At 65.1% G+C, this 22,960-nt stretch carries 16 protein-coding genes; 5 read left to right on the forward strand and 11 right to left on the reverse strand.

Annotated elements, in window-relative coordinates; all coding sequences use genetic code 11:
* Nucleotides 1–39: 39 nt before the first annotated feature.
* Nucleotides 40–2,973: a response regulator gene (locus ACQ1W9_RS00455; protein WP_431024820.1), complete on the forward strand. Its 2,934-nt coding sequence runs from the start codon at nucleotides 40–42 to the stop codon at nucleotides 2,971–2,973.
* Nucleotides 2,974–2,979: 6 nt separating this feature from the next.
* The gene (locus tag ACQ1W9_RS00460) at nucleotides 2,980–4,251 is read left to right on the forward strand and encodes an amino acid deaminase (protein WP_431024821.1); all 1,272 of its coding nucleotides are present in this window, start codon (nucleotides 2,980–2,982) and stop codon (nucleotides 4,249–4,251) included.
* A 362-nt stretch (nucleotides 4,252–4,613) separates the two neighbouring features.
* On the opposite strand, the gene ACQ1W9_RS00465 is transcribed toward ACQ1W9_RS00460, so the two are convergent.
* The 3 genes from ACQ1W9_RS00465 to serA form a co-directional block, all read right to left on the reverse strand.
* Nucleotides 4,614–5,510: a DMT family transporter gene (locus ACQ1W9_RS00465; RefSeq protein WP_431024822.1), complete on the reverse strand. Its 897-nt coding sequence runs from the start codon at nucleotides 5,508–5,510 to the stop codon at nucleotides 4,614–4,616.
* A gap of 155 nt (nucleotides 5,511–5,665) precedes the next feature.
* Nucleotides 5,666–6,628, reverse strand: coding sequence for a rhodanese-related sulfurtransferase (locus tag ACQ1W9_RS00470; protein ID WP_431024823.1), 963 nt, complete (start codon nucleotides 6,626–6,628; stop codon nucleotides 5,666–5,668).
* A gap of 169 nt (nucleotides 6,629–6,797) precedes the next feature.
* On the reverse strand, nucleotides 6,798–8,048 hold the full coding sequence (serA, locus tag ACQ1W9_RS00475) for a phosphoglycerate dehydrogenase (RefSeq protein ID WP_431024824.1): 1,251 nt from the start codon (nucleotides 8,046–8,048) through the stop codon (nucleotides 6,798–6,800).
* 507 nt (nucleotides 8,049–8,555) lie between these two features.
* On the opposite strand from serA, the gene ACQ1W9_RS00480 reads away from it, so the two are divergent.
* From ACQ1W9_RS00480 to dxs, 3 genes are read left to right on the forward strand one after another with little or no spacing between them, the layout of a single operon-like run.
* Nucleotides 8,556–8,837 carry an exodeoxyribonuclease VII small subunit gene (locus ACQ1W9_RS00480; RefSeq protein WP_195860425.1) on the forward strand — a complete coding sequence of 94 codons (282 nt, stop codon included), beginning with the start codon at nucleotides 8,556–8,558 and terminating at the stop codon, nucleotides 8,835–8,837.
* The gene (ispA, locus tag ACQ1W9_RS00485; RefSeq protein WP_431024825.1) at nucleotides 8,827–9,711 is read left to right on the forward strand and encodes a (2E,6E)-farnesyl diphosphate synthase; all 885 of its coding nucleotides are present in this window, start codon (nucleotides 8,827–8,829) and stop codon (nucleotides 9,709–9,711) included. The genes ACQ1W9_RS00480 and ispA overlap by 11 nt, the downstream gene beginning before the upstream one ends.
* Nucleotides 9,712–9,727: 16 nt before the next feature.
* Nucleotides 9,728–11,647: a 1-deoxy-D-xylulose-5-phosphate synthase gene (gene dxs, locus ACQ1W9_RS00490; RefSeq protein WP_431024826.1), complete on the forward strand. Its 1,920-nt coding sequence runs from the start codon at nucleotides 9,728–9,730 to the stop codon at nucleotides 11,645–11,647.
* A gap of 245 nt (nucleotides 11,648–11,892) precedes the next feature.
* On the opposite strand, the gene ACQ1W9_RS00495 is transcribed toward dxs, so the two are convergent.
* From ACQ1W9_RS00495 to ACQ1W9_RS00530, 8 genes are all read right to left on the reverse strand, one after another.
* Nucleotides 11,893–12,516 carry a hypothetical protein gene (locus ACQ1W9_RS00495; protein WP_431024827.1) on the reverse strand — a complete coding sequence of 208 codons (624 nt, stop codon included), beginning with the start codon at nucleotides 12,514–12,516 and terminating at the stop codon, nucleotides 11,893–11,895.
* 317 nt (nucleotides 12,517–12,833) lie between these two features.
* Nucleotides 12,834–14,012 carry a hypothetical protein gene (locus ACQ1W9_RS00500; protein WP_431024828.1) on the reverse strand — a complete coding sequence of 393 codons (1,179 nt, stop codon included), beginning with the start codon at nucleotides 14,010–14,012 and terminating at the stop codon, nucleotides 12,834–12,836.
* Nucleotides 14,013–14,019: 7 nt separating this feature from the next.
* Complete coding sequence (locus tag ACQ1W9_RS00505; RefSeq protein WP_431024829.1) at nucleotides 14,020–14,211, reverse strand: hypothetical protein; 192 nt, start codon at nucleotides 14,209–14,211, stop codon at nucleotides 14,020–14,022.
* A 253-nt stretch (nucleotides 14,212–14,464) separates the two neighbouring features.
* Nucleotides 14,465–15,076, reverse strand: coding sequence for a hypothetical protein (locus tag ACQ1W9_RS00510; protein ID WP_431024830.1), 612 nt, complete (start codon nucleotides 15,074–15,076; stop codon nucleotides 14,465–14,467).
* Nucleotides 15,077–15,866: 790 nt separating this feature from the next.
* Nucleotides 15,867–16,607: a hypothetical protein gene (locus ACQ1W9_RS00515; RefSeq protein WP_431024831.1), complete on the reverse strand. Its 741-nt coding sequence runs from the start codon at nucleotides 16,605–16,607 to the stop codon at nucleotides 15,867–15,869.
* Nucleotides 16,608–16,673: 66 nt separating this feature from the next.
* On the reverse strand, nucleotides 16,674–19,988 hold the full coding sequence (locus ACQ1W9_RS00520) for a T6SS effector BTH_I2691 family protein (protein ID WP_431024832.1): 3,315 nt from the start codon (nucleotides 19,986–19,988) through the stop codon (nucleotides 16,674–16,676).
* Nucleotides 19,981–20,904: a DUF4123 domain-containing protein gene (locus ACQ1W9_RS00525; protein ID WP_431024833.1), complete on the reverse strand. Its 924-nt coding sequence runs from the start codon at nucleotides 20,902–20,904 to the stop codon at nucleotides 19,981–19,983. The genes ACQ1W9_RS00520 and ACQ1W9_RS00525 overlap by 8 nt, the downstream gene beginning before the upstream one ends.
* The gene (locus ACQ1W9_RS00530; RefSeq protein ID WP_431024834.1) at nucleotides 20,905–22,959 is read right to left on the reverse strand and encodes a type VI secretion system Vgr family protein; all 2,055 of its coding nucleotides are present in this window, start codon (nucleotides 22,957–22,959) and stop codon (nucleotides 20,905–20,907) included. It lies immediately after the preceding gene.
* Nucleotide 22,960: the final 1 nt, after the last annotated feature.

Consider the following 22,960-nt stretch of genomic DNA (forward strand, 5'->3'; position numbering starts at 1 on the left):
GAGACCTCCTGGCACCGCCTACGAGACCAGGAGCCGGCCATGACGACGATCGAGGAGCGCCTGGCCGCCGCCAAGGCCGCCCGCGCCGAGGCCCAGGCGGCCTACCTGCAGCTGGCCGAGGCCATCGAGACCATCTCCGAGGGCTTTACCCTCTACGATGCCAACGACATCCTGCTGGCCTGCAACTCGCGGTTCCGCGACTACTCGGGGGTGGGCGAGATGGCCGTGCCCGGCATGCGCTTCGAGGACCTGATCCGTGCCGTGGTCACGCGGGGTATCGTCGATATCGGCGAGCGGGACCCCGAGGAGTGGATCGCCTGGCGTCTCGCCCAGCGGCGCGATCCGGGCCCGCCCTTCACGGTGCCTACCGGCAACCGCACGCTGCGCATCAGCGAGCGGCGCACCCGCGGCGGTGGGGTGGTGGCCATCTATACCGATATCACCGAGTTCGAGGCCCAGCGCGCCCACCTGGAGGCCCTGGTGACCCTCACCGAGGAGGCCCAGGCCCGCGCCGAGGCGGCCCGCGACCAGCTCACCGAGGCCCTGGAGTCGATCGCCGAGGGCTTCGCCCTCTATGATGCGGATGACCGCCTGGTGCTCTACAACTCCCGCTTCAAGGAGCATTTCGTCACCCCCGGCGACCTGGTGGAGGAGGGCATGGCCTTCGAGGCGCTGCTGCGTGGGGTGGTCGAGCGGGGGCTGATGCCCCGCGGCTTCGATTCCGCCGAGGCATGGATCCGTGAGCGCCTGGCCCAGCACCGCGATCCCCATGGCCCCTACCAGTTCGTGCGCAGCGACGGCCTGTGCATCCAGGTCAGCGAGCACCGCACCGGCGATGGCGGCTATGTGGCGGTCTATTCCGATATCACCGAGCTGGAGCAGCACCGCCACCGCCTGGAGGAGCGGGTCGCCGAGCGCACCGCCGAGCTGGAGGATGCCGCCCGGGCGCTGCGGCGCTCCCAGACCGAGCTGCGCCGGGCCCGGGACGAGGCCCAGCGGGCCAGCCTCGCCAAGAGCGAGTTCCTGGCCAATATGAGTCACGAGATCCGTACCCCCATGAACGGGGTGATCGGCGTCGCCGAGCTGCTCGAGCGCACCGAACTGACGCCCCAGCAGGCGGAGTACGTGGCGCTGATCCAGACCTCGGCGGACACCCTGCTGGGGCTGATCAACGAGATCCTCGACTTCTCCAAGATCGAGGCCGGGCGCCTGGAGCTGGAGGTGCGCCCCTTCCCGCTGCGCGACACCCTCGCCGATACCCTCCAGACCCTGGCCCTGCGCGCCGACGAGAAGGGCCTGGAGCTGATGGTGCATATTCCCCCGGAGATTCCCGATCAGCTGCTGGGGGATCCGCTGCGGCTGCGCCAGGTGGTGGTCAACCTGGTGGGTAACGCCATCAAGTTCACCCCCCGCGGCGAGGTGGTGGTGGACCTGCGCCTGGAGTCCCGGGACGCCCGGCGGGTACGCCTGGGGGTCGAGGTGCGCGACACCGGCATCGGCATTCCCGAGGCCCAGCGCCGGCGCATCTTCGAGGCCTTCGGCCAGGCCGATACCTCCATCACCCGGGTCAATGGCGGCACCGGCCTGGGGCTCTCCATCGCCGCCCAACTGGTCGCCATGATGGGCGGCGAGATCCGCGTCGACAGTGGCCCCGACGGGCGCGGCAGCCGCTTCACCTTTAGCGCCGACTTCGGCCTGGTGGAGGCCCCGGCCGCCGCCCCTCCGCGCTCCCGGCTGCTGGAGGGCCAGCGGGTACTGGTGGTGGACGACAACGCCACCAATCGCCGCATCCTCGAGGAGATCCTCACCAGCTGGGGCATGCGGCCCCGGGTGGTGGAAGGCGGCGAGGCGGCCCTGGGCGCCCTGGAGGCGGAGGCCGAGCCCTTGCCCCTGGCACTGCTCGACGTGATGATGCCGGGCATGGATGGCTTTACCCTGGCCGAGCGCCTGCGCGCCGATCCCCGCCATGGCGAGATGGCCCTGCTGATGCTCTCCTCCGGGAGCCGGGCCGGCGACGCGTCCCGCCGCCAGCGCCTGGGCATCGCCCGGCTGCTGATGAAACCGGTCAAGCAGTCAGAGCTGCTGGAGGCGGTCAGCGAGGCCCTGGGCGCCGAGCCCCGGCTGGCGACGCCGACGCGTGCCGACGCCGAGGCACGGCCGGCGGATTGGCGCCCGCGCCGGGTGCTGCTGGTGGAGGATGGCGTCACCAACCAGCGGGTGGCCATCGACCTGTTGACCCAGCGCGGCCACCAGGTCGAGCTGGCCACCCAGGGCGCCGAGGCCCTGGCGGCGCTGGCCGAGCGGGAGTTCGAGGTGGTGCTGATGGACGTGCATATGCCGGTGATGGATGGCCTGGCGGCGACCCGGGCGCTGCGCGAGCGGGAGCGCCGCCGCGGCGGCCACCTGACGGTGGTGGCGATGACCGCCAGCGCCACCCGGGAGGATCGCCAGCGCTGCCTGGCGGCGGGCATGGACGACTATGTCACCAAGCCGTTTCGTGCCGCCGAGCTCTATCGGGCGGTGGAAGCGCCCCCGCGGGGCGTGGCCGTCGACGAGGTGCCGTCGGCGTCCGCCGAGCCCACGCCGCCGGCGCCCGCGGCCCAGGCGGCGGGCGAGCCGGTGCGGGATCGGGCCGGGGCCCTGGCCAATCTGGAGGGCAAGGAGGCGCTGCTCGAGGAGATGGAGGCGCTCTTCCAGGGCGAGTGCCCGGCCCTGATGGCCGAGATCGAGGCCGCCATCGCCGGCGACGACGGCGTGACACTGCGCCGCGCCGCCCATACCCTGAAGGGCTCGGCCCTGGTGATCGGCGCCCGGGCCCTGGGGGCCGCGGCGCTGCACCTGGAGACCCTGGCCCGCGGCGGCGAGCTGGAGGAGGCCCCGGCGGCCCTGGCCGAGCTCAAGGCACGGCTCGCCGAGCTGGTCCCCCTGTTATCCGAGGATCCCGCCTCCGCCGACCCCGACGAGGAGCCCTGATTGCCCATGCCATCGGCCCACCCCGACGCCAGCCTTTCCCCGACGCCCTCCGCCTGGCCCCTGGGCAAGGGGGCCATCGAGACCCTGCCCGAGCTGCTGTCCGGCGTCAGCCTGCCGGCGGCGGTGGTGCACCAGGCGCCGCTCGAGCATAACCTGGCCTGGATGCAGCGCTTCGCCGACGACCACGGCGCCCGCCTGGCCCCCCACGGCAAGACCACCATGACCCCGGCGCTGTTCCGGCGCCAACTGGAGGCCGGCGCCTGGGGCATCACCCTGGCCACCGCCGCCCAGTGCCGGGCCGCCTTCGCCGCCGGGGTGACGCGGTTGCTGATGGCCAACCAGTTGGTGGGCGAGGCCAATATGGCCATCGTCGCCTCGCTGCTGGAGGCCGGCGCCGAGCTCTACTGCGTGGTGGACGGCGCCGCCAATGTGGCGCAACTGAGCCGCTACTTCGGCGCCCGGGGGTTGCGCCTGCGGGTGCTGATCGAACTGGGGGTGCCGGGCGGGCGTTGCGGCTGCCGCGACCAGGACGAGGTGCTGGCCCTGGGGGAGCTGATCGAGGCGGAGTCGGCCCTGGTGCTGGCCGGCCTGGAGGGCTACGAGGGGGTGGTGTTCGGCGACGATCCGGCCAGGGCGGTGCGCAGCTACGCCTGGCACCTGGTGGAGGCCGCCCAGACCCTGGACCACGACGGCCTGATCGAGGCCGCGGCGCCACTGATCACCGCCTCCGGCTCCGCCTGGTATGACCTGATCGCCGAGGTGTTCCGGGAGGCCCACCTGGGCCGCCACTTCGTGCCGGTGCTGCGTCCCGGCTGCTATGTGGTCCACGATCACGGCATCTATCGGGAGGCCCAGCGCGGCGTGCTGGGGCGGCGTCCCGAGCTGGAGCAGGGGCTATACCCGGCCCTGGAGGTCTATGCCCAGGTGATCTCCCTGCCGGAGCCGGGCCGCGCCATCCTCGGCCTGGGCAAGCGGGATATCGGCCACGACCAGCTGCCGGAACCGCTGCGCCGCCATCGCGAGGGGGGCGACCCGCGGCATGTCTTGTCGGTGGCGGGCTGGCGCATCACCAAGCTGATGGACCAGCACGCCTTCGTGGAGCTGCCCCGGGTGACCGTGGCCGAGCCGGGGCTGCCCGGCAACGGCGGCGAGGTGCGGGTAGGCGATATCGTCGCCCTGGGCACCTCCCATCCCTGCCTGACCTTCGACAAGTGGCGGCGGGTCTGCCTGGTGGACGATGACCTGCGGGTGGTGGAGGAGATGGCCACCTATTTCTAGGTGTATTGCGCCTGGGTGTGGAGTGGCATGGTGGGAGAACTGCTCCGCCGCAACTGGGCTGCACTGGTTTTGTGGGAGTCCGGCTTCGCCGGACGATTGGCGCCGTTAGGCGCCTTGGTACTTGCCAGGATCAATAATGGTTCATCGCACTCTGGCGTGAATGTTGCCATGGGAGCGTGGCAGTCCGGCGTTCCGGTTCCGCGCGATATCGCCCGAAGGGCGATCCTGGCTGCCACCAGGGGCGACTTCGTCGCCCAATCGTTCGGCATAGCCAAACTCCCACGATAGCAAGCCGGAATCATCCATGTCGTGGCTTCACGCTGATCTGTGAACCTCAATAATCCCTGAGGGTGTCGGGGGCGTTAGAGCGCCGCGGCGCGCTTGGCGGCCCGCCGTGCCAGGCGGTCGCCGAACAGGTAGGCGCCGAGGGCCACCAGGATCAGCGCCGCCCCCAGCCACATGGAGAGGCTGGGGCGTTCGCCGTTGAGGGCCATGCCCAGCCCCAGGGCCAGCACCGGGGTGATCAGGGTGACCAGGGCCACGGTGGCGGCGGGCAGCCGCGAGAGGATCAGGTAGTAGCAGAGGAAGCCGATCAGCGAGCCGAACAGCGCCAGGTAGAGCACCGCCCAGAAGCCGCGGGGCGTCAGCGGCACCATCAGCGGCTCGCCGCTGGCCAGCCACAGCAGCGCGAAGCAGGGCATCGACAGCAGCAGGGCGCCGGCGGTCTGCTCCAGGGGCGGCAGCCCCGCCGCCACCCGCTGCACGGCGATGCCGCTGCCGCTGAACAGGGTCACCGCCGCCACCATCATGGCCAGGGCACCGAGCTGCTCGAGGCCGGCGCCCAGGGAGTCGGCGAAGATCACCGCCAGGCCCGCCACCCCCAGCAGGCAGCCCAGCCAGTGCCAGGGCTTGAGGCGGGTGGCGCCGGGCAGCGCCTGGAGAATCAGCCCCGAGATCAGCGGCGCCAGGCCGAACATCACCGACAGCAGCCCCGAGGGCAGGCTCATGGAGGCGCGGTAGCTCAGCGCCATGGCGCCGAACACCCCGGGCACCGCCACCGCATAGCTGAGCAGGGCGCGCCGCGAGCGGGGCAGGCCGCGGCCCAGCAGGCGCAGGATCAGCAGGGCCAGCACCGCGGCGATGGCCATGCGCAGCCAGACGCTGCCCACCGGGGCGCCGGCCTCGGCGCTCCACTTGATGGCCAGGGGCGTGGTGGCCCATACCAGCACCACGGTGAGATAGGCCGGCCCGGTCGGCATGATGACTCCCTCCAGAAAAGCGCGGGATGCCCCAGACCGATCCATCCTGTCCAGGGGCATCCCGCAGAAAATCCATTCGAAGGTTAACCATTACCACGAAAAAAGCCACCGCGTCGAGACGCGGTGGCCGTGAAATCACTCGGGGAGCCGGGAGGCTACGCCTCTTCGGCCTCGGCCGCTTTTATCTGTCGCGGGTCGCGGCCGATGGGATGGGGCTCGCCGCGGGCCTTGGCCAGCTCGATCTGGCGCTGGCGCTCCCGGGCGGCGGCGCGGGTCTTCTCCGGCAGGCCGTCGTAGCAGTGCGGGCAGCTGACCCCGGGCTCGTATTTCTCGGAGCGTATCTCCTCGGCGGAGACCGGCATGCGGCAGGCGTGACACTGGTCGTAGTCGCCGCGGCTCAGGTCGTGGCGCACCGTGACCCGGTTATCGAAGACGAAGCACTCGCCGCGCCACAGGGAGGTCTCTTCGGGCACCTTCTCCAGGTAGTTGAGCACGCCGCCCTTGAGGTGGTAGACCTCCTCGAAGCCCTCCTTGAGCATAAAGCTGGAGGCCTTCTCGCAGCGGATGCCGCCGGTGCAGAACATCGCCACCTTCTTGTGCTTGCTCGGGTCATAGTGCTGGCGCACATGGTCCGGGAACTCGCGGAAGCTGGTGGTCTTGGGGTCGATGGCGCCTGCGAAGCTGCCGATGGCCACCTCGTAGTCGTTGCGGGTATCGATCACCAGCACCTCGGGGTCGCTGATGACCTCGTTCCACTGCTCCGGCTCCACATAGGTGCCCACGGTGTCGTTGGGGTCGATGCCGGGCACGCCCAGGGTGACGATCTCCTGCTTGAGCTTCACCTTGGTGCGGTAGAAGGGGTGGGCGTCGCAGTAGGACTCCTTGTGGTCCAGGGCGGCCAGGCGCGGGTCGGCCTTGAGCCAGGCCAGCAGGGCGTCGATGGCCTCCCGGGTGCCGGAGACGGTGCCGTTGATGCCCTCCCGGGCGAGCAGCAGGGTGCCCTTGACGTCATGGGCGAGCATGGTCTGGCGCAGCGGCTCGCGCAGGGCTTCGAAGTCTTCGAGGGTGACGAACTGGTAGAGCGCCGCCACCACGATCCGCGGGGAATCCTGGGTCATCTCTCTCTCCTGGTAGTCGTCCTCGCAAAGGACGGACCGGGGTTGGGGAGGCGCCATTCTACTCAAGCCGGGAGAGGCACGCACCCCGTGGCCTTGACCTGGATCAAGCTCACAAACGCCAGGGCCCCGGCGAATGCCGGGGCCCTGCCATCGCTGGAGAGGCGAACGATCAGCTATCGAAGTTGACCTCGGAGTAGAGCACCCGCACGCGCAGGGTATGCTCCACCTGCTTGAGGGCCTCCAGGGCCCTGGCGCCATAGGCCTTGTCCACGTCGATCACCACATAGCCAACCTTCTCGTTGGTCTGCAGGTACTGACCGGAGATATTGATATCGTTCTCGGAGAGCACATGGTTGATCTCGGAGAGCACGCCCGGCACGTTGTCGTGGATATGCAGCAGGCGGTGCTTGTCCGGGTGGGCCGGCAGGGCCACCTCGGGGAAGTTCACCGAGGTCACGGTGGTGCCGTTGTCGGAGTAAGTGATCAGCTTCTCGGAGACCTCGACACCGATATTCTCCTGGGCCTCCAGGGTGGAGCCGCCCACATGGGGGGTGAGGATGACATTGTCCAGGCCGCGCAGCGGGCTGACGAACTCCTCGTTGTTGCCCTTGGGCTCCACCGGGAAGACGTCGATGGCCGCGCCCAGCAGCTTGCCTTCCTTGAGGGCCTCGGCCAGGTCCTCGATCACCACCACGCTGCCGCGGGAGGCATTGATCAGGATGCCGCCCTGCTTCATCAGCGCGATCTGCTCCTTGGCGATCATCCACTTGGTGGAGGGCAGCTCCGGCACGTGCAGGCTGACCACGTCGGCGCGGGCCAGCAGCTCCTCGAGGCTGGCCACCTGGCGGGCATTGCCCATGCCCAGCTTGGTCACCACGTCGTAGAAGATGACGTCGAAGCCCAGGGACTCGGCCAGCACCGACAGCTGGGCACCGATATTGCCGTAGCCGACGATGCCCAGGGTCTTGCCGCGGGCCTCGTGGGAGTTCTTGGCGCTCTTCATCCAGCCGCCCTGGTGGGCGGAGTGGCTCTTCTGGGGAATGCCGCGCAGCAGCATGATCGCCTCGGCCAGCACCAGCTCGGCCACCGAGCGGGTATTGGAGTAGGGGGCGTTGAAGACCGGGATGCCACGGCGCAGGGCGGCGCCCAGGTCGACCTGGTTGGTGCCGATGCAGAAGCAGCCCACGGCGTTGAGTTTCTCGGCGGCGGCGAAGACGCGCTCGTTGAGTTGAGTGCGGGAGCGAATACCGATGAAGTGCACGTCACGGATCTTCTCGATCAGCGACGCCTCGTCCAGGGAGGTGGCGAGGTGCTCGATATTGGTGTAACCGGCGTTCAGGAAGTTATCTACCGCACTCTGGTGGATACCCTCGAGCAGCAGGATCTTGATCTTGCTCTTGTCCAACGACGTCTTGGCCATTCTCGAATCAACCCTTTCCGCGGCGGGGCCGCTTATCAGTCATATAGTGTGTGCCTGTTCGCCTCCCGAGGGGCGCGGCGGGTTCCGGACGGCAAGGGGGCGGGGAACCGGCGCGAAGCGGATGGAGACTCACGCAGGGGGCGTAACAGGGGCACTATCCTAGCACAGCCGCCGGGAGCGCCGGATGAAAATGCTGCGCCGCCAGCATGAGCCGGCTGCATCCAGGGAGGATACGATTTGCCGGTATGACCTCGGGGCGCTGGGGGCAGGCCGGAGCAAGGGTCATTTGCCAGGGAAGGCAAATGTAGCGCCCATGGAAGGGTTTACCACGCCTTGCGAAGGCCTGCCCCCAGGGTAGCCCCGGACCAGGACAGCGAGAGCTCTTACTGCATTTGCCCCGGGCTCCGGTCATGCTGGGGCAGACGCCCCCCGGGGCAGAGGGTGTATACTGTGCGCTTTGACTTTTTGGCGACGCCGGCCGCGGCGTCACTAGCCGACGAGGGGGCCATGGCCGACAAGGATACCGCGACACCCGAGGGCGCCGAGCCGCAGGACTTCGCCGCCACCCTGGAACGCCTGGAGACGCTGGTGGAGCGCCTCGAGTCCGGCGAACTGAGCCTGGAGGCCTCCCTGGCGGCCTTCGAGCAGGGCGTTGGCCTGACCCGCGACGCCCAGCGCCGCCTGGACGAGGCCGAGCTGCAGGTGCGCCGCCTGGTGGAACAGGACGACGGTAGCCTGGGTATCGCCCCCTTCGCCGGCCCGGACGACGAGGTGCCCCATGACGCCTGAGCCCCTGACCACGCGCCTGGCCGCCGACCGGGCGCGTATCGATGCCTGTCTGGAGGGGCTCTTCGCCGAGCGGACGCCCCCCTCGGCACGCCTCGAGGCGGCCATGCGCCACGGCCTGCTGGTGGGCGGCAAGCGCCTGCGCCCGGTGCTGGTCTATGCCGCCGGCCGCGCCCTGGGCGCCGACGATACCCTGCTCGACGCCCCCGCCGCCGCGGTGGAGCTGATTCACGCCTACTCCCTGGTCCATGACGACCTGCCGGCCATGGACGACGACGACCTGCGCCGCGGTCAGCCCACGGTGCACAAGGCCTATGACGAGGCCACGGCGATCCTCGCCGGCGATGCCCTCCAGGCGCTGGCCTTCGAGGTGCTGGCCCGGGCCGCACACCCGCGGTTGCCGGCGCTGATGCTGACCCTGGCCGAGGCCGCCGGCCGCGACGGCATGGTGGCCGGCCAGGCCCTGGACCTGGCCGCGGTGGGAGAGCACCCGGACGTGGCGGCCCTGGCCACCATGCATGGCCACAAGACCGGCGCCCTGATCCGCGCCGCGGTGCGCCTCGGCGCCCTCAGCGCCGCCGCCGACGACGACCCCCGGGTGGCGGCCCTGGAGCGCTATGCCCGCGCCGTGGGCCTGGCCTTCCAGATCCAGGACGACATCCTCGACGTGACCGGTGATACCGCCACCCTGGGCAAGACCGCCGGCGCCGACGCCGCCCACGACAAGCCCACCTATCCGGCCCTGCTCGGCCTGGACGGCGCCCGGGCCAAGGCCGATGGCCTGCTCGAGGAGGCCATCGCCGCCCTGGCACCCCTGGGCGAGGCCGCCACGCCGCTGGCCGAGCTGGCCCGCTACATGATCGAGCGCGACCACTGAATACGCGGATGACCCCATGAAGCTGTTCGACGAGATTCCCGCCGAGCGCCCGGCCACGCCGCTGCTCGACGCCCTGGACACCCCGGCCGCGCTGCGTGCCCTGCCCAGCGCCCAGCTCCAGCAGCTGGCCGACGAGCTGCGCGCCTACCTGCTCTACAGCGTGGGCTGCAGCGGCGGCCACTTCGGCGCCGGCCTCGGTGTGGTGGAGCTCACCGTGGCCCTGCACCAGGCCCTGGAGACGCCCCATGACCGCCTGGTCTGGGACGTGGGCCACCAGGCCTACCCCCACAAGATCCTCACCGGGCGCCGCGAGGCGATGCCGCGCATCCGTCAGTACGGCGGCCTGGCGGCCTTCCCCAGCCGCGCCGAATCGGAGTACGACACCTTCGGCGTGGGCCACTCCAGCACCTCCATCTCCGCGGCGCTGGGCATGGCCCTGGCGGCCCGCGCCAAGGGCGAGCAGCGGCGCACCTGCGCGGTGATCGGTGACGGCGCCCTCACCGCCGGCATGGCCTTCGAGGCCCTGGCCCACGCCGGCCATGTGGACGCCAACCTGCTGGTGGTGCTCAACGACAACGAGATGTCGATCTCCGAGAACGTCGGCGGTATCGCCAGCTACCTGGCGAGGATCCTCGCCAGCAAGCCCTATACCGCCATGCGCGAGAACAGCAAGAAGGTGCTCTCCCACCTGCCCGGGGCCCTGGAGCTGGCGCGGCGCACCGAAGAGCATATGAAGGGCATGATCAGCCCGGCGACGCTGTTCGAGGAGATGGGCTTCAACTATATCGGCCCCATCGACGGCCACGACCTGCCGCTGCTGGTGCAGACCCTGCGCAATATGCGCGACCTGGACGGTCCCCAGTTCCTCCATGTGAAGACCCGCAAGGGGCGCGGCTTCCGTCCCGCCGAGGCGGACCCCATCGGCTACCACGCCATCACCAAGTTGGAGAAGAGTGAGCCGGAGAAGAACGACGAGGCGCCGGCGCCGGTCGCCCCGAAGTCCAAGAAGCAACCCAAGTTTTGCAACGTCTTCGGCGACTGGATCTGCGATATGGCCGCCGCCGATAGCCGGCTGATCGGCATCACCCCCGCCATGCGCGAGGGCTCCGACCTGATCCGCTTCTCCCGGGAGTATCCCCAGCGCTACTTCGACGTGGCCATCGCCGAGCAGCACGCGGTAACCCTCGCCGCCGGCATGGCCTGCGAGGGCGTCAAGCCGGTGGTGGCCATCTATTCCACCTTCCTGCAGCGCGGCTACGACCAGTTGATCCACGACGTGGCGGTGCAGCACCTGGACGTGACCTTCGCCATCGACCGGGCCGGCCTGGTGGGTGAGGATGGCCCCACTCACCACGGCAGCATGGATCTCTCCTTCCTGCGCTGCGTGCCGGGCATGGTGGTGCTGGCCCCCGCCGACGAGGCGGAGTGCCGGGCCATGCTCAGCGCCGCCTACCATCACCCCGGCCCCGCCGCGGTGCGCTACCCCCGTGGCACCGGCCCCGGCGTGGCGATCCCCGCTCACCTGGAGCCCCTGCCCATCGGCCGGGCCGAGACCCGCCGCGAGAGCGGCGCCGCCCCCGGCGCCCGGGTCGCCCTGCTGGCCTTCGGCAGCCTCAACCCGGCGGCCGCCGAGGTGGCCGAACGCCTCGATGCCGGCCACCTCAATATGCGCTCGGTGAAGCCGCTGGACCGCGACGCCGTGCTGGCCGCCGCCGCCGGCCACGACCTGCTGGTGACCCTGGAGGAGAACGTGGTGGCCGGTGGCGCCGGCAGCGCCGTGGCCGAGCTGCTGGCCGCCGAGGGCATCCAGGCCCCGCTGCTCCAGCTGGGCCTGCCCGACGCCTTCGTCGAGCACGGCAAGCCGGCGGAACTGCTCGCCGACTGCGGCCTCGACGCCGCCGGCATCGAAGCCGCCATCCGCGCCCGGCTGGGCTGATCGCCGGCGTCACCAACGACGAGGGGCCTCCCGCCATGCGGGAGGCCCCTCGTCGTTAGAGCGAACTAGGCTTGATCCAGGCAAATCGACAGATCGGACCGGTTATCGAACAGCAGCTTCAGCAGCGAGAAGATCACCAGCCCGAAGTGCCCCTTCTACCTTATGAAATCCGCCAGTTGGTCCTCCTCTTCTTCTTGGCTCGCCCTTGCGCTCTCCTATGTTGGGATACGATGCCATAGCGGGCACTAGCCATGGGATGTTTTTGCTGCTTCGCTATCCTGATTAAGCAGCCGACGCAGCTTGGCGCGACCGAAGGTTTTGATCATCGGCAATGCCAGGAGGCTCGAAGGCGAGGTGGGCAAAGCGCCGATGGCGAGGACCAGCATGGACGGAATGAACCACTTCTCCTGGCCAGGCCTATAAGCATATGACATCAATCCCAGGCCCGAGAGGGTGAAAGCCACGCAGGCAAGGAGGTAGGGGTAAAGGAATTCGATATTATTGTTGGAAGTGTAGAAGAGCCCAACGCCAGCGATCAATGCAACGTAGATCACGGTGCAGATAATCCCAAGGTCATAGCTGACCTCCTCTTGGCCGACGCCTCGTTCCTTCAGGAAATCAAGCAAGGGGGCCTGCAGTTCCCCTGCCTGCTTCAGGTTTACGATTCCCTCCTTCGGGTTCATTCCGAACAGTGGCTTGTTGTTTGCGTTGCGAATTTCTCCCATGCCAGCCTTGCTGGGGGCCGTGACGACTCTGCCGCTCTTCGTCCTGAGTATCAGCGTCAGGGAGTCATCATGGTGCTGAAGCCGCTCATACAGGGCGTTGACGAATTCGATGTCAAAAGCCCGTTTGAAACTTAATGGAAGCATGTGCTCTCTCCTTGAGACGGTGGTGTGATGTGGGAAAACTCGAGGGGTAGACGACAATGGGGCTTGTGGCGACTCATCCCTTGGTCGTTCCTTCCTGAGCGTCTTCGTTGACAGGCTGTTTCGCTGCGGTCATGGCCGCATCCGGATTAGCCGCTTCTATGTTGGTGATGTACTGGAAATCACACTTGCGAAGATAGCCTCTACGCCAATCATTTCCATTTTCTCCCGCGTACATCTGCTATATGGGATATATGCCTCCTATTCTAGTGGGAAAGATGCTATTTTACGATTCGTAAGATTAAGTTAAAGCGATCAAATCAAGAGTCTCCAGCTTTACGATAAAGAAAGATTTTCTCTGGAGATGGCTGGGACCTGACTTTTAACAAGAATACAAGGAGGTATAATATTCCCATAAATGAGTTTAGATGAATGAAGATGGAGTAAGGGAGTAGAGGCCTTCCCTCAAAGTCTAGGCTATGTGCAGATAACACGGATAGAAATGAAAGAGCCATCATCAATAAGGCTGCGCCTATAGGCTCTTTATCTTTGCTAACCGAGTCATCTTCAAAAAAAGATCTGTTGTCAATGCCAATCACCATATTGCTCGCTGAATAAACATCAATTCTTATTAATCTATTAATAGAGGTGCTTGAAAAGAAGTGCCTTTTGTCATCATTGACCCGAAACTTCATTCCGCCCAACTTTATCCCTTCTTCTGATAGTCCTTTGTATTTTCCTTTGACAATGTTAACTTTTTGTTCGCTAGACATGGCATGTGCGGGCAAGGAAATAAAAAATGCTCCTGCGACGGCTGCTATAAATGCCGCAACAAAAGCCATGGTATTTGTAGAGTTGCTGTTGTAATGTATTAGCCATAGTAAGGCAAGCCCAGTTGATGAAAGAAAGACACCTGTGAACCTAAGTCCATATCCACCTGCAAGCTCAGGAGCATAGCGGTACGCTTGATGGAACTGTTCACGCTTTGTGCTGCTTCTTTGGCCAACAAGCTCCAGATCTTCATGGCCTTCAATAGCCCCGGGTAACCCCATCATCCATTGATCCCAGAACCTTTCGTGTGCTTCAACTTTTTCCGCATGGCCAGTAATGCTATATCGATCATTTAATCTTATTATGTAGGCTTTCTTCTTCCCCATGGCTACTTCTACTTTGTTTTTACCCTTGCGCCTTAGGGAGCTTTCAGCACTTGAGTGATAGGTCACAGGGATGCCTTTGATTACTTCTCGACCTTCCCAATCTCCCCAGGTTGCAGCTGTTTCATGAGTGCCATCAAACTCCCAAACTCCTCTGAAAAACTTTTCTTTTGGATAGTATCTTTTCAGAAGCCTGTACTCATTTATCGAAAGCTCCCTTGTCGGAAAGTTGTTTTTCCTGAACTTTCTAGCCTTTCCAGGTAAAATAAAAACACAGTGGCTAATCCATATGAAGACGGGAATCTTTATAAAAATAGCAATCGCTGCGGCAATATAACCAGTCATGGACTTCTCAAGGGGTAATGGTTAATGGTGAAGGATTGACATCAGCGCTACGAATCGAGGCTCTCGGCCTGACTTCAGACAAAAAGAGCGGCATCTCATTATGGAGGGCATAGCTCTGCTCGGGGATGGCATCGGCTCGGTAGGCGGTCTCGGCGTAGCCATCGGGTGCCGGATGCGGCTCGGTCTCGGTCGGGCCCATTGGCGGCCTCCTTGGCGGTTCCAGACCCAGGGTGGCGCCGCCGGTCGGGTGTCAAAGGTCATCTCGTCCCTAAGAATGTAGCGATTGGCGGTTAATGGGCAGGCGGTTAGCCACGCTACCGCCGGGGCAGGCAAGTCAATGCCTTCCCTGGCGGGTGAGAATGGGCGCCACGTTCCATGTGGCGCCGAGTGGGGATAACGGTCCCTGGCCGTTATTCCCACCGGGAGACTCGGCGGAGTTATCGGCGTTGCCGCTAGCGGGGCGGCGGTTCCTGTCGGGGCGTCTCTCTCGGTGAGTCCTCCGGGGAGGTGGCCTCGGGACGCTCGACGAGTGGGCCGGCCTTCCAGGGGAAGCGGCCGTAGGCGTTGACGTCCTGGGGCTCGCTTCGGCGGGCCTCGCCGAAGTTGGGTGCCGAGCGCTCCATCAGGTCGGGACGGCCGCCCCAGGCGGCGCTATCCACCTCGGCCCGATGGGCCTCGCGCAGCGCCTTGAGTTCCGCTTCGCTGGCCCTGGCATAGAGGTCACGCCAGTAGGTGGTGGGACGGCCCCGCTTGCCGGCCTCGTCATGGGCCCGGGTGGTGGGGTCGAGATGCCGAAAGGGCTCCACCTGGGGGATATCCGGCAGCGGCTGGGAGACATCCATATAACGCTGTAGCATATCCCAGGCGGCATAACGCTGGGCGATGCTGCCATCCACGGAGAAACTGAACTCCAGCGGGTGCTTGGTATGCAGCAGACAGCTGCGGTGGGGGTAGCGGTGGATCAGTTTGAGCGAATGGAACTGTGAACCCTGGGTACCCACGGTCATCTCGAGAAAGGCATCGAACTCGTAGAAGGGGAAGTCGCCGATCGGCGTCTTGATCATACCGGTGCGGCGACAGAAGGCCAGGTCGTCCGTCCAGTTTCGGTTACGTTTATAGAACCTGAGCTCGTACTTGTCCCAAAGCTGGAGAATCAGCGTGGCGAACCCACAAAATAGAGCGACGGTAAGCGGAACACCAAGCAGTAGAAAAGGGAATTGTGGTTCCTCGACAAAAAGCTGCCCTATGGTTCCTACCAAGGAGGTAAAGGCCGCAATTCCTGTAAAAAACACTCCCCCCCCAGCGCGTCCCCCCCCGGGTAAGATAAAGCTAAATCCGTGTGAGTAGAGGAAAAGCAGGAATCGGCATATTCGATAAATCCCCCCCACGCCTTCGTCGACTTGTTGTGACCAACGCGTCTCATTGATCATGGTGTAATCGTGATAATCGTCACCGATATGCTGGTACTCTCGGAACCAGCTTTCCGAGTACTGGTAGGTAGTGGGGTTAAGGCCCAGGTAGCTGCCCCAGGGCAGGCGCGCCTCGAGGATACGCCCGCGCAGCATCTCATTATGGGGGGCATAGCTTTGTTCGGGGATGGCATCGGCGCGGTAGGCGGTCTCGGCGTAGCCGTCGGGTGCCGGACGCGGCTCGGTCTCGGTCGGGCTCATGGGCGGCCTCCTTGGCGGTTCCAGACCCAGGTCAGCGCCGACGGTCGGGTGTCAAAGGTCATCTCGTCCCTAGGGATGTGGCGATTGTCGGTCAATGGGCAGGCGGTTAGCCACGCTACCGCCGGGGAAGACAAGTCAATGCCTTCCCTGGTGGTAATGGATGGGCATCGCTTCCTGAGATCATCTACTGAGCAGAAATTTCATTGACAATCAGCTTTCTCTCCAGGAAATCAACATTCTTCGCCTTGCTCCTGACAAAATCGACAACCTTTTCGACACATCCCTTGTTACAATAAATTTTCTGATAGCTTGAGTGCGGGCCATAGCCATCATCAAAGGTCATCTTCACTCCTACCAGGCGTCGTTTTCTCCATAACACAATTTCTTCAACAGCATCCCAATCACGATTTTCATGCCTTTCTCCACGGACCAATGACTGGTGTTCACTGGAGTTTCCCATCATCAGCGCGATCAGACCAAAGCCTGCCGGCCCTATCATGCCGAGCAGGAAGGCTGGGTCAAAAAAGGCAGCGATCAATACGGCGATACCGGAGATAATGGCCGTCCATTTCATCACCGGCTTGACCGAGTCTATCTGCGGCTTCCAGGAGATCTTCTCATAGCCCTTGTCCGTCAAGCGATAGACGATAATAGAAGTCTGGTGAGTCATGCTCATAAAAACAGGTGTCATTAAAAAAAACATCCCTACGCAAACCATGGACATAATTTTGCTCATCTCTAGAAAGGAATAAGCAAAAGAAAACCAAACCCCCCCGGAAATAAGTGAGATAACAAGCAGCATTATGTTTGCCGCAAAGGTGTTGTAGTCCCTTGTTCTGATCTGCCAGCTCATGATCTCTGGCTCATCGACTCGCTCCCATGGCATCTCAGGGGCGTAATTTTTACTTGGCTGAATAAACCACATGTTTACTTACCTTTGAAGAATGCAACCCAACTGGCTTCTTATGAAATGCCATCATGCGGCGGTCAATTATGCCGGCACCGTCAGGCTAAATAAATGGCTTATTGGCTGGCAGATCTCGGCATTTCCCCCTGGCTCCAGGTCGAAAGTTCCCTCATCGGCCTGTGGTTTAGAGAACACATAGTCAGCGCTATGAGGGGAGCTCAATAGCATTTCGGGGTAATCGATCGACAGCGCAAAAGGCGCGTCCGGGGCCTGCGCATCGGCGGGCAGCCAGGCTTGCCAGACGCGCGTCTCCTGCGGGCCATAGTCCGCCGATGCCGGAAGCTCACCAGACGATTGGTCGGAGCGCTCTTCGAGGCTGGAGGCCGGTGCCCAGAACCCCTGGCTCGCGTTTCGGGACAGCTGAAGCGTTTCTCCCGCCAGCATGGAGGGCAGCGCAATCTTGAGCCAGAAGCCCTGATGAACATTGACAGCACGAGGGCCTTGATACCCCAGACGCGTCACCGGCTCCAGACGAACCGTCGGCTGGTAGAGGGTCTCCAGCAGGGCACGCCATTCAGTGGTCCGCCCCTCGTCGTCGTTGGACCACCTGGGAGACTTGCCCCAGCCGCTCCGATAGAGCCAAAGACGAATGCCCTCGCGGTGGTACCTATTAGCGAAGTAAGAGGCGAAGAGATATACCACCCCGGCGATAGCCAGGGTCCAGATGGCCCAGGACGCCATGATCCAGGCAAAGGACCAAAGGTATCCTGCAGAAGCACCGAGAAGTTGAGCACCTGATACAAGTCCCATCGCCACAGTACTCGTTAACTTGACACCCAATGCTAAGCGTTCTTCGGCGCTCGTTGCCGAATCAAACTGCCCATAGATTTGTAGGGATTCCGCAGCCGCGCCGATAGTCCCAAAGATTGCCATACCCGCCACCCGGGTGGCCAGCTTGGCCGCCGTGCGGGCAAAGACGGCATTACTCCCATCCCAGATTCTGATACCAGCATTAGCCAACTTGGTCGGCACATTTTCGATTGGAGCCATAAGCGATGCATGCTTCTGCCAGTACGGCATAACCCAAAGCGCCATCACCGCACTGGTGGTGTAGCCAAGGCCGCTGATCAGGGATTGCCTGGCGTTGTCGTCCATGCCCTCGCGCTCGATGGTCGAGAGGGTCGCACCCACGTTCAACAGGTTGAGTCCGGCGACCAGCAGCGGCAGCCCGCCACCGTAGCGAGTCATCCAGCCCTGCATACGGGCGCGGGCGGCGGCGGCACCTTCCTGCAGCTTTAGGCGTCGCTGCTCGTGAAGTTCATCGAAGCCCAGGGTCTCGGCCGGCCCACCGGAACTCCCGCCCTGGCGGGCGACGAAACGCTTCGGCTCACGGGTCATCAGCTCGTCGAGATCCTGCTGCCGGCCGTTGAGATCCCTGATCTGGGCGGAGCGATCGTGGGGCGTAGCCGGCCGGGACAGGGTCGCCCGCAGCCCGCGGATACGATTCTGCAGGCGCACGACGTCTCTCCGCCAACGACGATGTCGGGCTTCGTAGTCGCCATCACGGACCAGTTGGGTATTCCTGGCCGCATTGTCGGGATGCATGAAGGCCGCCTGCATGGTCTGCGACAGCCCCCGGGCGAGACGCTCGATGGTGACCGTGGCGCCTGCGCCCACCGCCGGGAGGAGTTGATAGGCGAGCCCTTCCCAGGCGAGCTTGGCCGGCCCTTGCACGGCCGTGGCCAGAGTGTCCAGAAACTTCTGGACATGGGGTGCCAGGGCCTGAAAGGCCTTGCTGCTGCGAACGTGTTCGAGATCGAGCACGGCCTTGATCTCGTTGGCCCGCGAGGCATAGCTGGTGAGATCCGATACTTCCAGGCCATCCGCCTCGCCCGTCTCGATGAAGTTCTTCGCTATCTCGGTGAGGGCCTGCTCCAGCTCCGGTGAGAAGTTGAACAAGGCCAACCCCACCAGGTTGTCGCGTCGACGGGCCCGCTCGGTGAGCCACTGCTGGCCCTCCTCGCTGGCTCCTAGTGCCTCGCTGACCATCCGGGTGAACTCGATCAGCGCCTGGGTCTGGAGCGCATTGCAACCATCGAAGCATAGCGCCTGGGCCGAGGTCGGGAGCCGATCCAGCCAGGTGATCAGGTCCTCGCGGCTGCGTTGGCAGTGAGCCCGCAGGCGCTCGTGACGCGGACCGTGCTCGGCGAGATAGTCAATGACCTCATCGAGTCTGACATCGAGGCGCGGTTGTTCCTTAGCATGCCATGCCTCGTACTGCGAACTGTTCCGACCTGGCGGATTGGGCATACCCAGCTCATGCAGTTCCTCGCGCAGCCGCCTGGCATGCATCTCTTTCGCTACCAAGGTATGGTCCGATCCGGCATCCATACTGGCCAGGACGTCCAGCAGTTCTCCCGTCTTGATGATCGCGTCGCGGTAGCGCTCGGGGTCGTGACGCACCTCGGGGTCGATCAAGTCGTCAATATCGACCAGGCCCAGCTCCTGCACTACCCGCGCCGTTTGCAATTGGTGCCCATGCTCGTCTTCGAACTGCTCGGAGGCCATCTCTACGCCCAGCAGGTTCATGGTCAGGTCATTGACGACCCCCAGGGGATCGTCCAGGGCGACGAACAGTGCCTCATCCTTGTCGGGTACCTGGGCCAGCACGGCGTTCTGATCGATCTCGGGCTTGGAAGCCAGCGCGACATATTCCGTCTCGCCCTCTCCTTCCCGCTCTTCCTGGGTGAGCGCGCGGGTCATCACCGTGGTCGAGTCGAAGTCACGGGTCGCACCCTGTGGAGTGATATCGGCCAGGTGCTGCCCCAATTCGCTCAACGGCCCCACATGCGCGGTGTGTTCGGGAGCTTCGACGGCCGAGCGTATGTCGAGCGACCGCATGAAGCGCCGGCGGGAATCCACGTTCGAACGCATATGCTCGCAGATGCGCCAGGTCCACTGCGCGGGAGAGTAAGCGAGCCAAATCCGGCTGCGGCACGGGTACAGCAGGTAGGGCTTGCTCTCCCCGTCTCCCTGGCGTTCGTCGGGCTGGGTCACGTTGATGTCCTCGGGCCAGGGGATTCGCGTGAACTGGTGACCCTCGATGCGATACTCGTGGAAGGTTCGGTCAACCTCATCCCACACGTACAGCCAGCCATCACGGAGTTGACGCAGACAGTAGCTGCGCGTCTGCAACTCGGGATAGCCATGCTGTTCCCAGGGCTCGGTCAGGGGGTGTGGTCCCTGCGCCACCTCCCTCTCGCTCGCTGCCTCGTCGATGGCATAGCGAACCGGGAAGATGGCGCTCTCGAGATATAGCGGACACACGCCGGTCGCCCCGAAGGGGGTCTCGTCGAACTCGGCATCACGCGCATCCTGCTGGGCCTGACGATCAGACATGGTATGACTTCCTTGTTGTCTCGTTTCCAGCCTCTTGGGTCCCCTCGATCGAGCGACACCAGGCATCGAGTTCATACAGCCGTTGTTGGCGGGGCAATTTGCCGCGGGAGGTATCTTGATCCACCCAGTGAGCGTAGGGGCCGGTTGGCGCCGTCATGAAATCAGGCCCCCAGAGCAGGCTCAGCTCCATCCAGATGGCAAGCTGCCGCTCCGTTTGTGCTCCCCAGGCCAAGGCCTCATCCAGGCGTGATTCCAACCAATCGCCTCGCCCTTCGATAGCCAACTGCGACCAGGCTTCACCGGCATGGCGCGTGAAATACTCCGACATGCGCTCCTTGAACTGCCAGCGTGCCACCATATTCAAGGCGTCGAGCTGTGGCTCGGCGAAATGATCGGGCGAGCGTGACACCTGGTCGTCAGAGGGCGTCTGCCCGGCCGCCATCTCGAACGTTCGCCATGCCGGGGCCGTAGGTTTGTTCCAGGCCGGTGCCCAATGCGCCACTCGCCATGCCTGGATAGGCCCCATCACCTCGGCCGGCACGCTCTCGCCATAGCTTGCCAGCCAATGCCTCAACACCAACGGGTCGGCGAACCTGAGCAGGCGTCGAGCGCCGTCGGCCTCGATCTCCACGAAGCCCAGCAAGTGCTCGCCCAGTGCTGCGGTGGACGCCGCACTCGAGATCAGCGACATGGCGCGTGTTCGCTCCCCGCCTTCCTCGGCGAGAATGTCGTCGACGAAATGATGATCCCTTGGCGCCACCAGAATCGGCCCTTCCGCCGCGACGTCCCTGAAACGGGTGAGCAGGTACAACGGCTCGATTTCGGCCAGATCGTCTCGTGCATACAGCCGCCTGAGGGCGTCCGGATAGCGCACCCCGTCCACCAGCACATGCGTGATGCGATGCGGATCACTCATTTAGCCACGCTCCTGATTACCACCCGACTCGCAGATCTCGCAACTGGCCGGCGCTTTCAACAGCGAGGTGAGCTGGGCGCGGTGCCGGATTGGTGCCACCACGGTATGGCTCTCCGCCGTGGCCTGCCGTGGCAGTTGCGGTGCCTCGGCGGCCTGGCCGGAGCCAGCGCCGGGGCTGCCGCCGGAGTTGATCTTGACGCTGGCGCCGCTGATGGTGACCCCAGAGGGGTCGAGCTTGACGAAGCTGCCGCCTGCCTGGAGGGTGATCTCGGCGCCGGCTTCGATCACCACCTTCATGCCGGCCTTGTGGTGGACCTCCTGGCCGGCCTCCACCAGTTGGGCGCGGCCATAGCGCTCGTGGCGGCTGGCGCCGACGATCAGGTGGTCGTCGCCGTCCACCTGGGCATGGCGGTTGCCGTGCACGGTGAGGTGGTCGTCGCTGTCGATCTCGCCGATACGATCGTGGCGCACCTTGAGGTGACTGTCGTTGCCGATCTCCTCGGTGCGGTCGTTATGGGTCAGCAGCTCCAGGTCCTTCTGGGCGTGCAGCCAGATCTGCTCCTGGTCGGCCTGGTCCTCGAAGCGCAGCTCGTTGAAGCCCTCGCCCTGGTGGCTCTGGGTGCGCAGCACGGTGCGGGTCTTGTGCTCGGGCAGCGCGTAGGGCGGGGTGTTGACCGCGTGGTAGGTGCGCCCGGTGATGATCGGCTGGTCCGGGTCGCCCTCCAGGAAGCTGACGATCACCTCGTGGCCGATGCGCGGGATGGCCATGCTGCCATAGCCGCCGCCGGCCCAGCCCTGGCTGACCCGTAGCCAGGCGCTGGCGGTGTCATCCGGGGCCGCGTAGCGATCCCAGGGGAACTGCACCTTGACCCGGCCGTGCTCGTCGCAGTGGATCTCCTCGCCCTCGGGGCCCACCACGAAGGCCACCTGGGGGCCGTCGACCCGGGGCCGCAGCGGCGGTTCGGGACGCCAGGCGCGGTCGGCGGGGGCCAGCACCAGGGTGTTGGCGAGGGTGGTCAGGCCGTCGGCCTGGGCGGCCTCCTCCTCCAGGGCCTGGGGCTGGCTGCCGGTATGGACCACCGCCAGCACCTGCCAGTCGCGGTTCACCGCATCGAGGTCGTGACCCTCGAGGGTGAAGCGGGTGCCGGGGGCCAGCTCCGGCAGGTCGCTCTCGGCCTCGGCGGTGGTGGCCTGGCGGCGCAGGGCCTCGAGGCGGATGCGGGTAAAGGCCGCGCCGGAGGCGTCCGCCTTGTAGCGGCCCGGGTAGTCGTAGTGCTCGTAGTCGTCCCGTTGAGCGTGGGTCTCGAGGTCGGCGGCGGCGTGCTCATGGAGCTGTGAATAAGCCGGCTGCTTAAAGCTGTAGTCTTTCAGGGTCGCCGACGCCGGCCGGACCCGCGAGACCTGGCGCAGCTTACGCAGATGGCGCTGTGGCGGGGTGCCGCCGGCGCGGCCATGGTAGGTCCGCGGCCCCAGGCCGCCCAGCACCTGGGGATCGTCGGCGAACACCAGGCGGTGGGTGCCGCCTTCGGCGTCTTCGAACTCATGGAAGAAGCACAGTCCCTCCTCGGCGGCCAGGCGCTGGATAAAGGCCAGGTCGCTCTCGCGGTACTGCACGCAGTACTCGCGCTGCTCGGGCTCGCGGGTCACGGCGAAGGCCACATCACGCAGGCCGCGCTCCTCGCAGAGGGTGTTGATGATGGTCAGCGGCGAGACGCCCTGGAAGATCCGCGAGTTGTGGCGCAGGCCGAGGCGCCACAGCGCCGGGCGGATCTCGAGGTGATAGAAGGTGCGGCGGTGGCCGCGGTCGCCGCGGGCGAACTCGCTGACGATGCCATGGACGCGGCGCAGCGGCTCGCCGTCCTGCCAGACGGTCAGGCTGGCCTCACGGTCGAGGAAGGCCTCGGCGGTGAGCTCGCCGTCGCGGCTGGCGAACTGGATTTCCAGGCGGAAGGGCGCCGAGAGGGCCTCGTCGAGGGTGAAGTCGACCACCGCCAGGTCGAGGTCGGCGGTGCCGGCGAGGCTCAGGGTAAAGTGCAGTCCGCTTGCGTGGGCCATC

The organism is Halomonas sp. H5 (genome assembly GCF_050613175.1).
In the GTDB taxonomy this organism is placed as follows: domain Bacteria; phylum Pseudomonadota; class Gammaproteobacteria; order Pseudomonadales; family Halomonadaceae; genus Bisbaumannia; species Bisbaumannia salifodinae.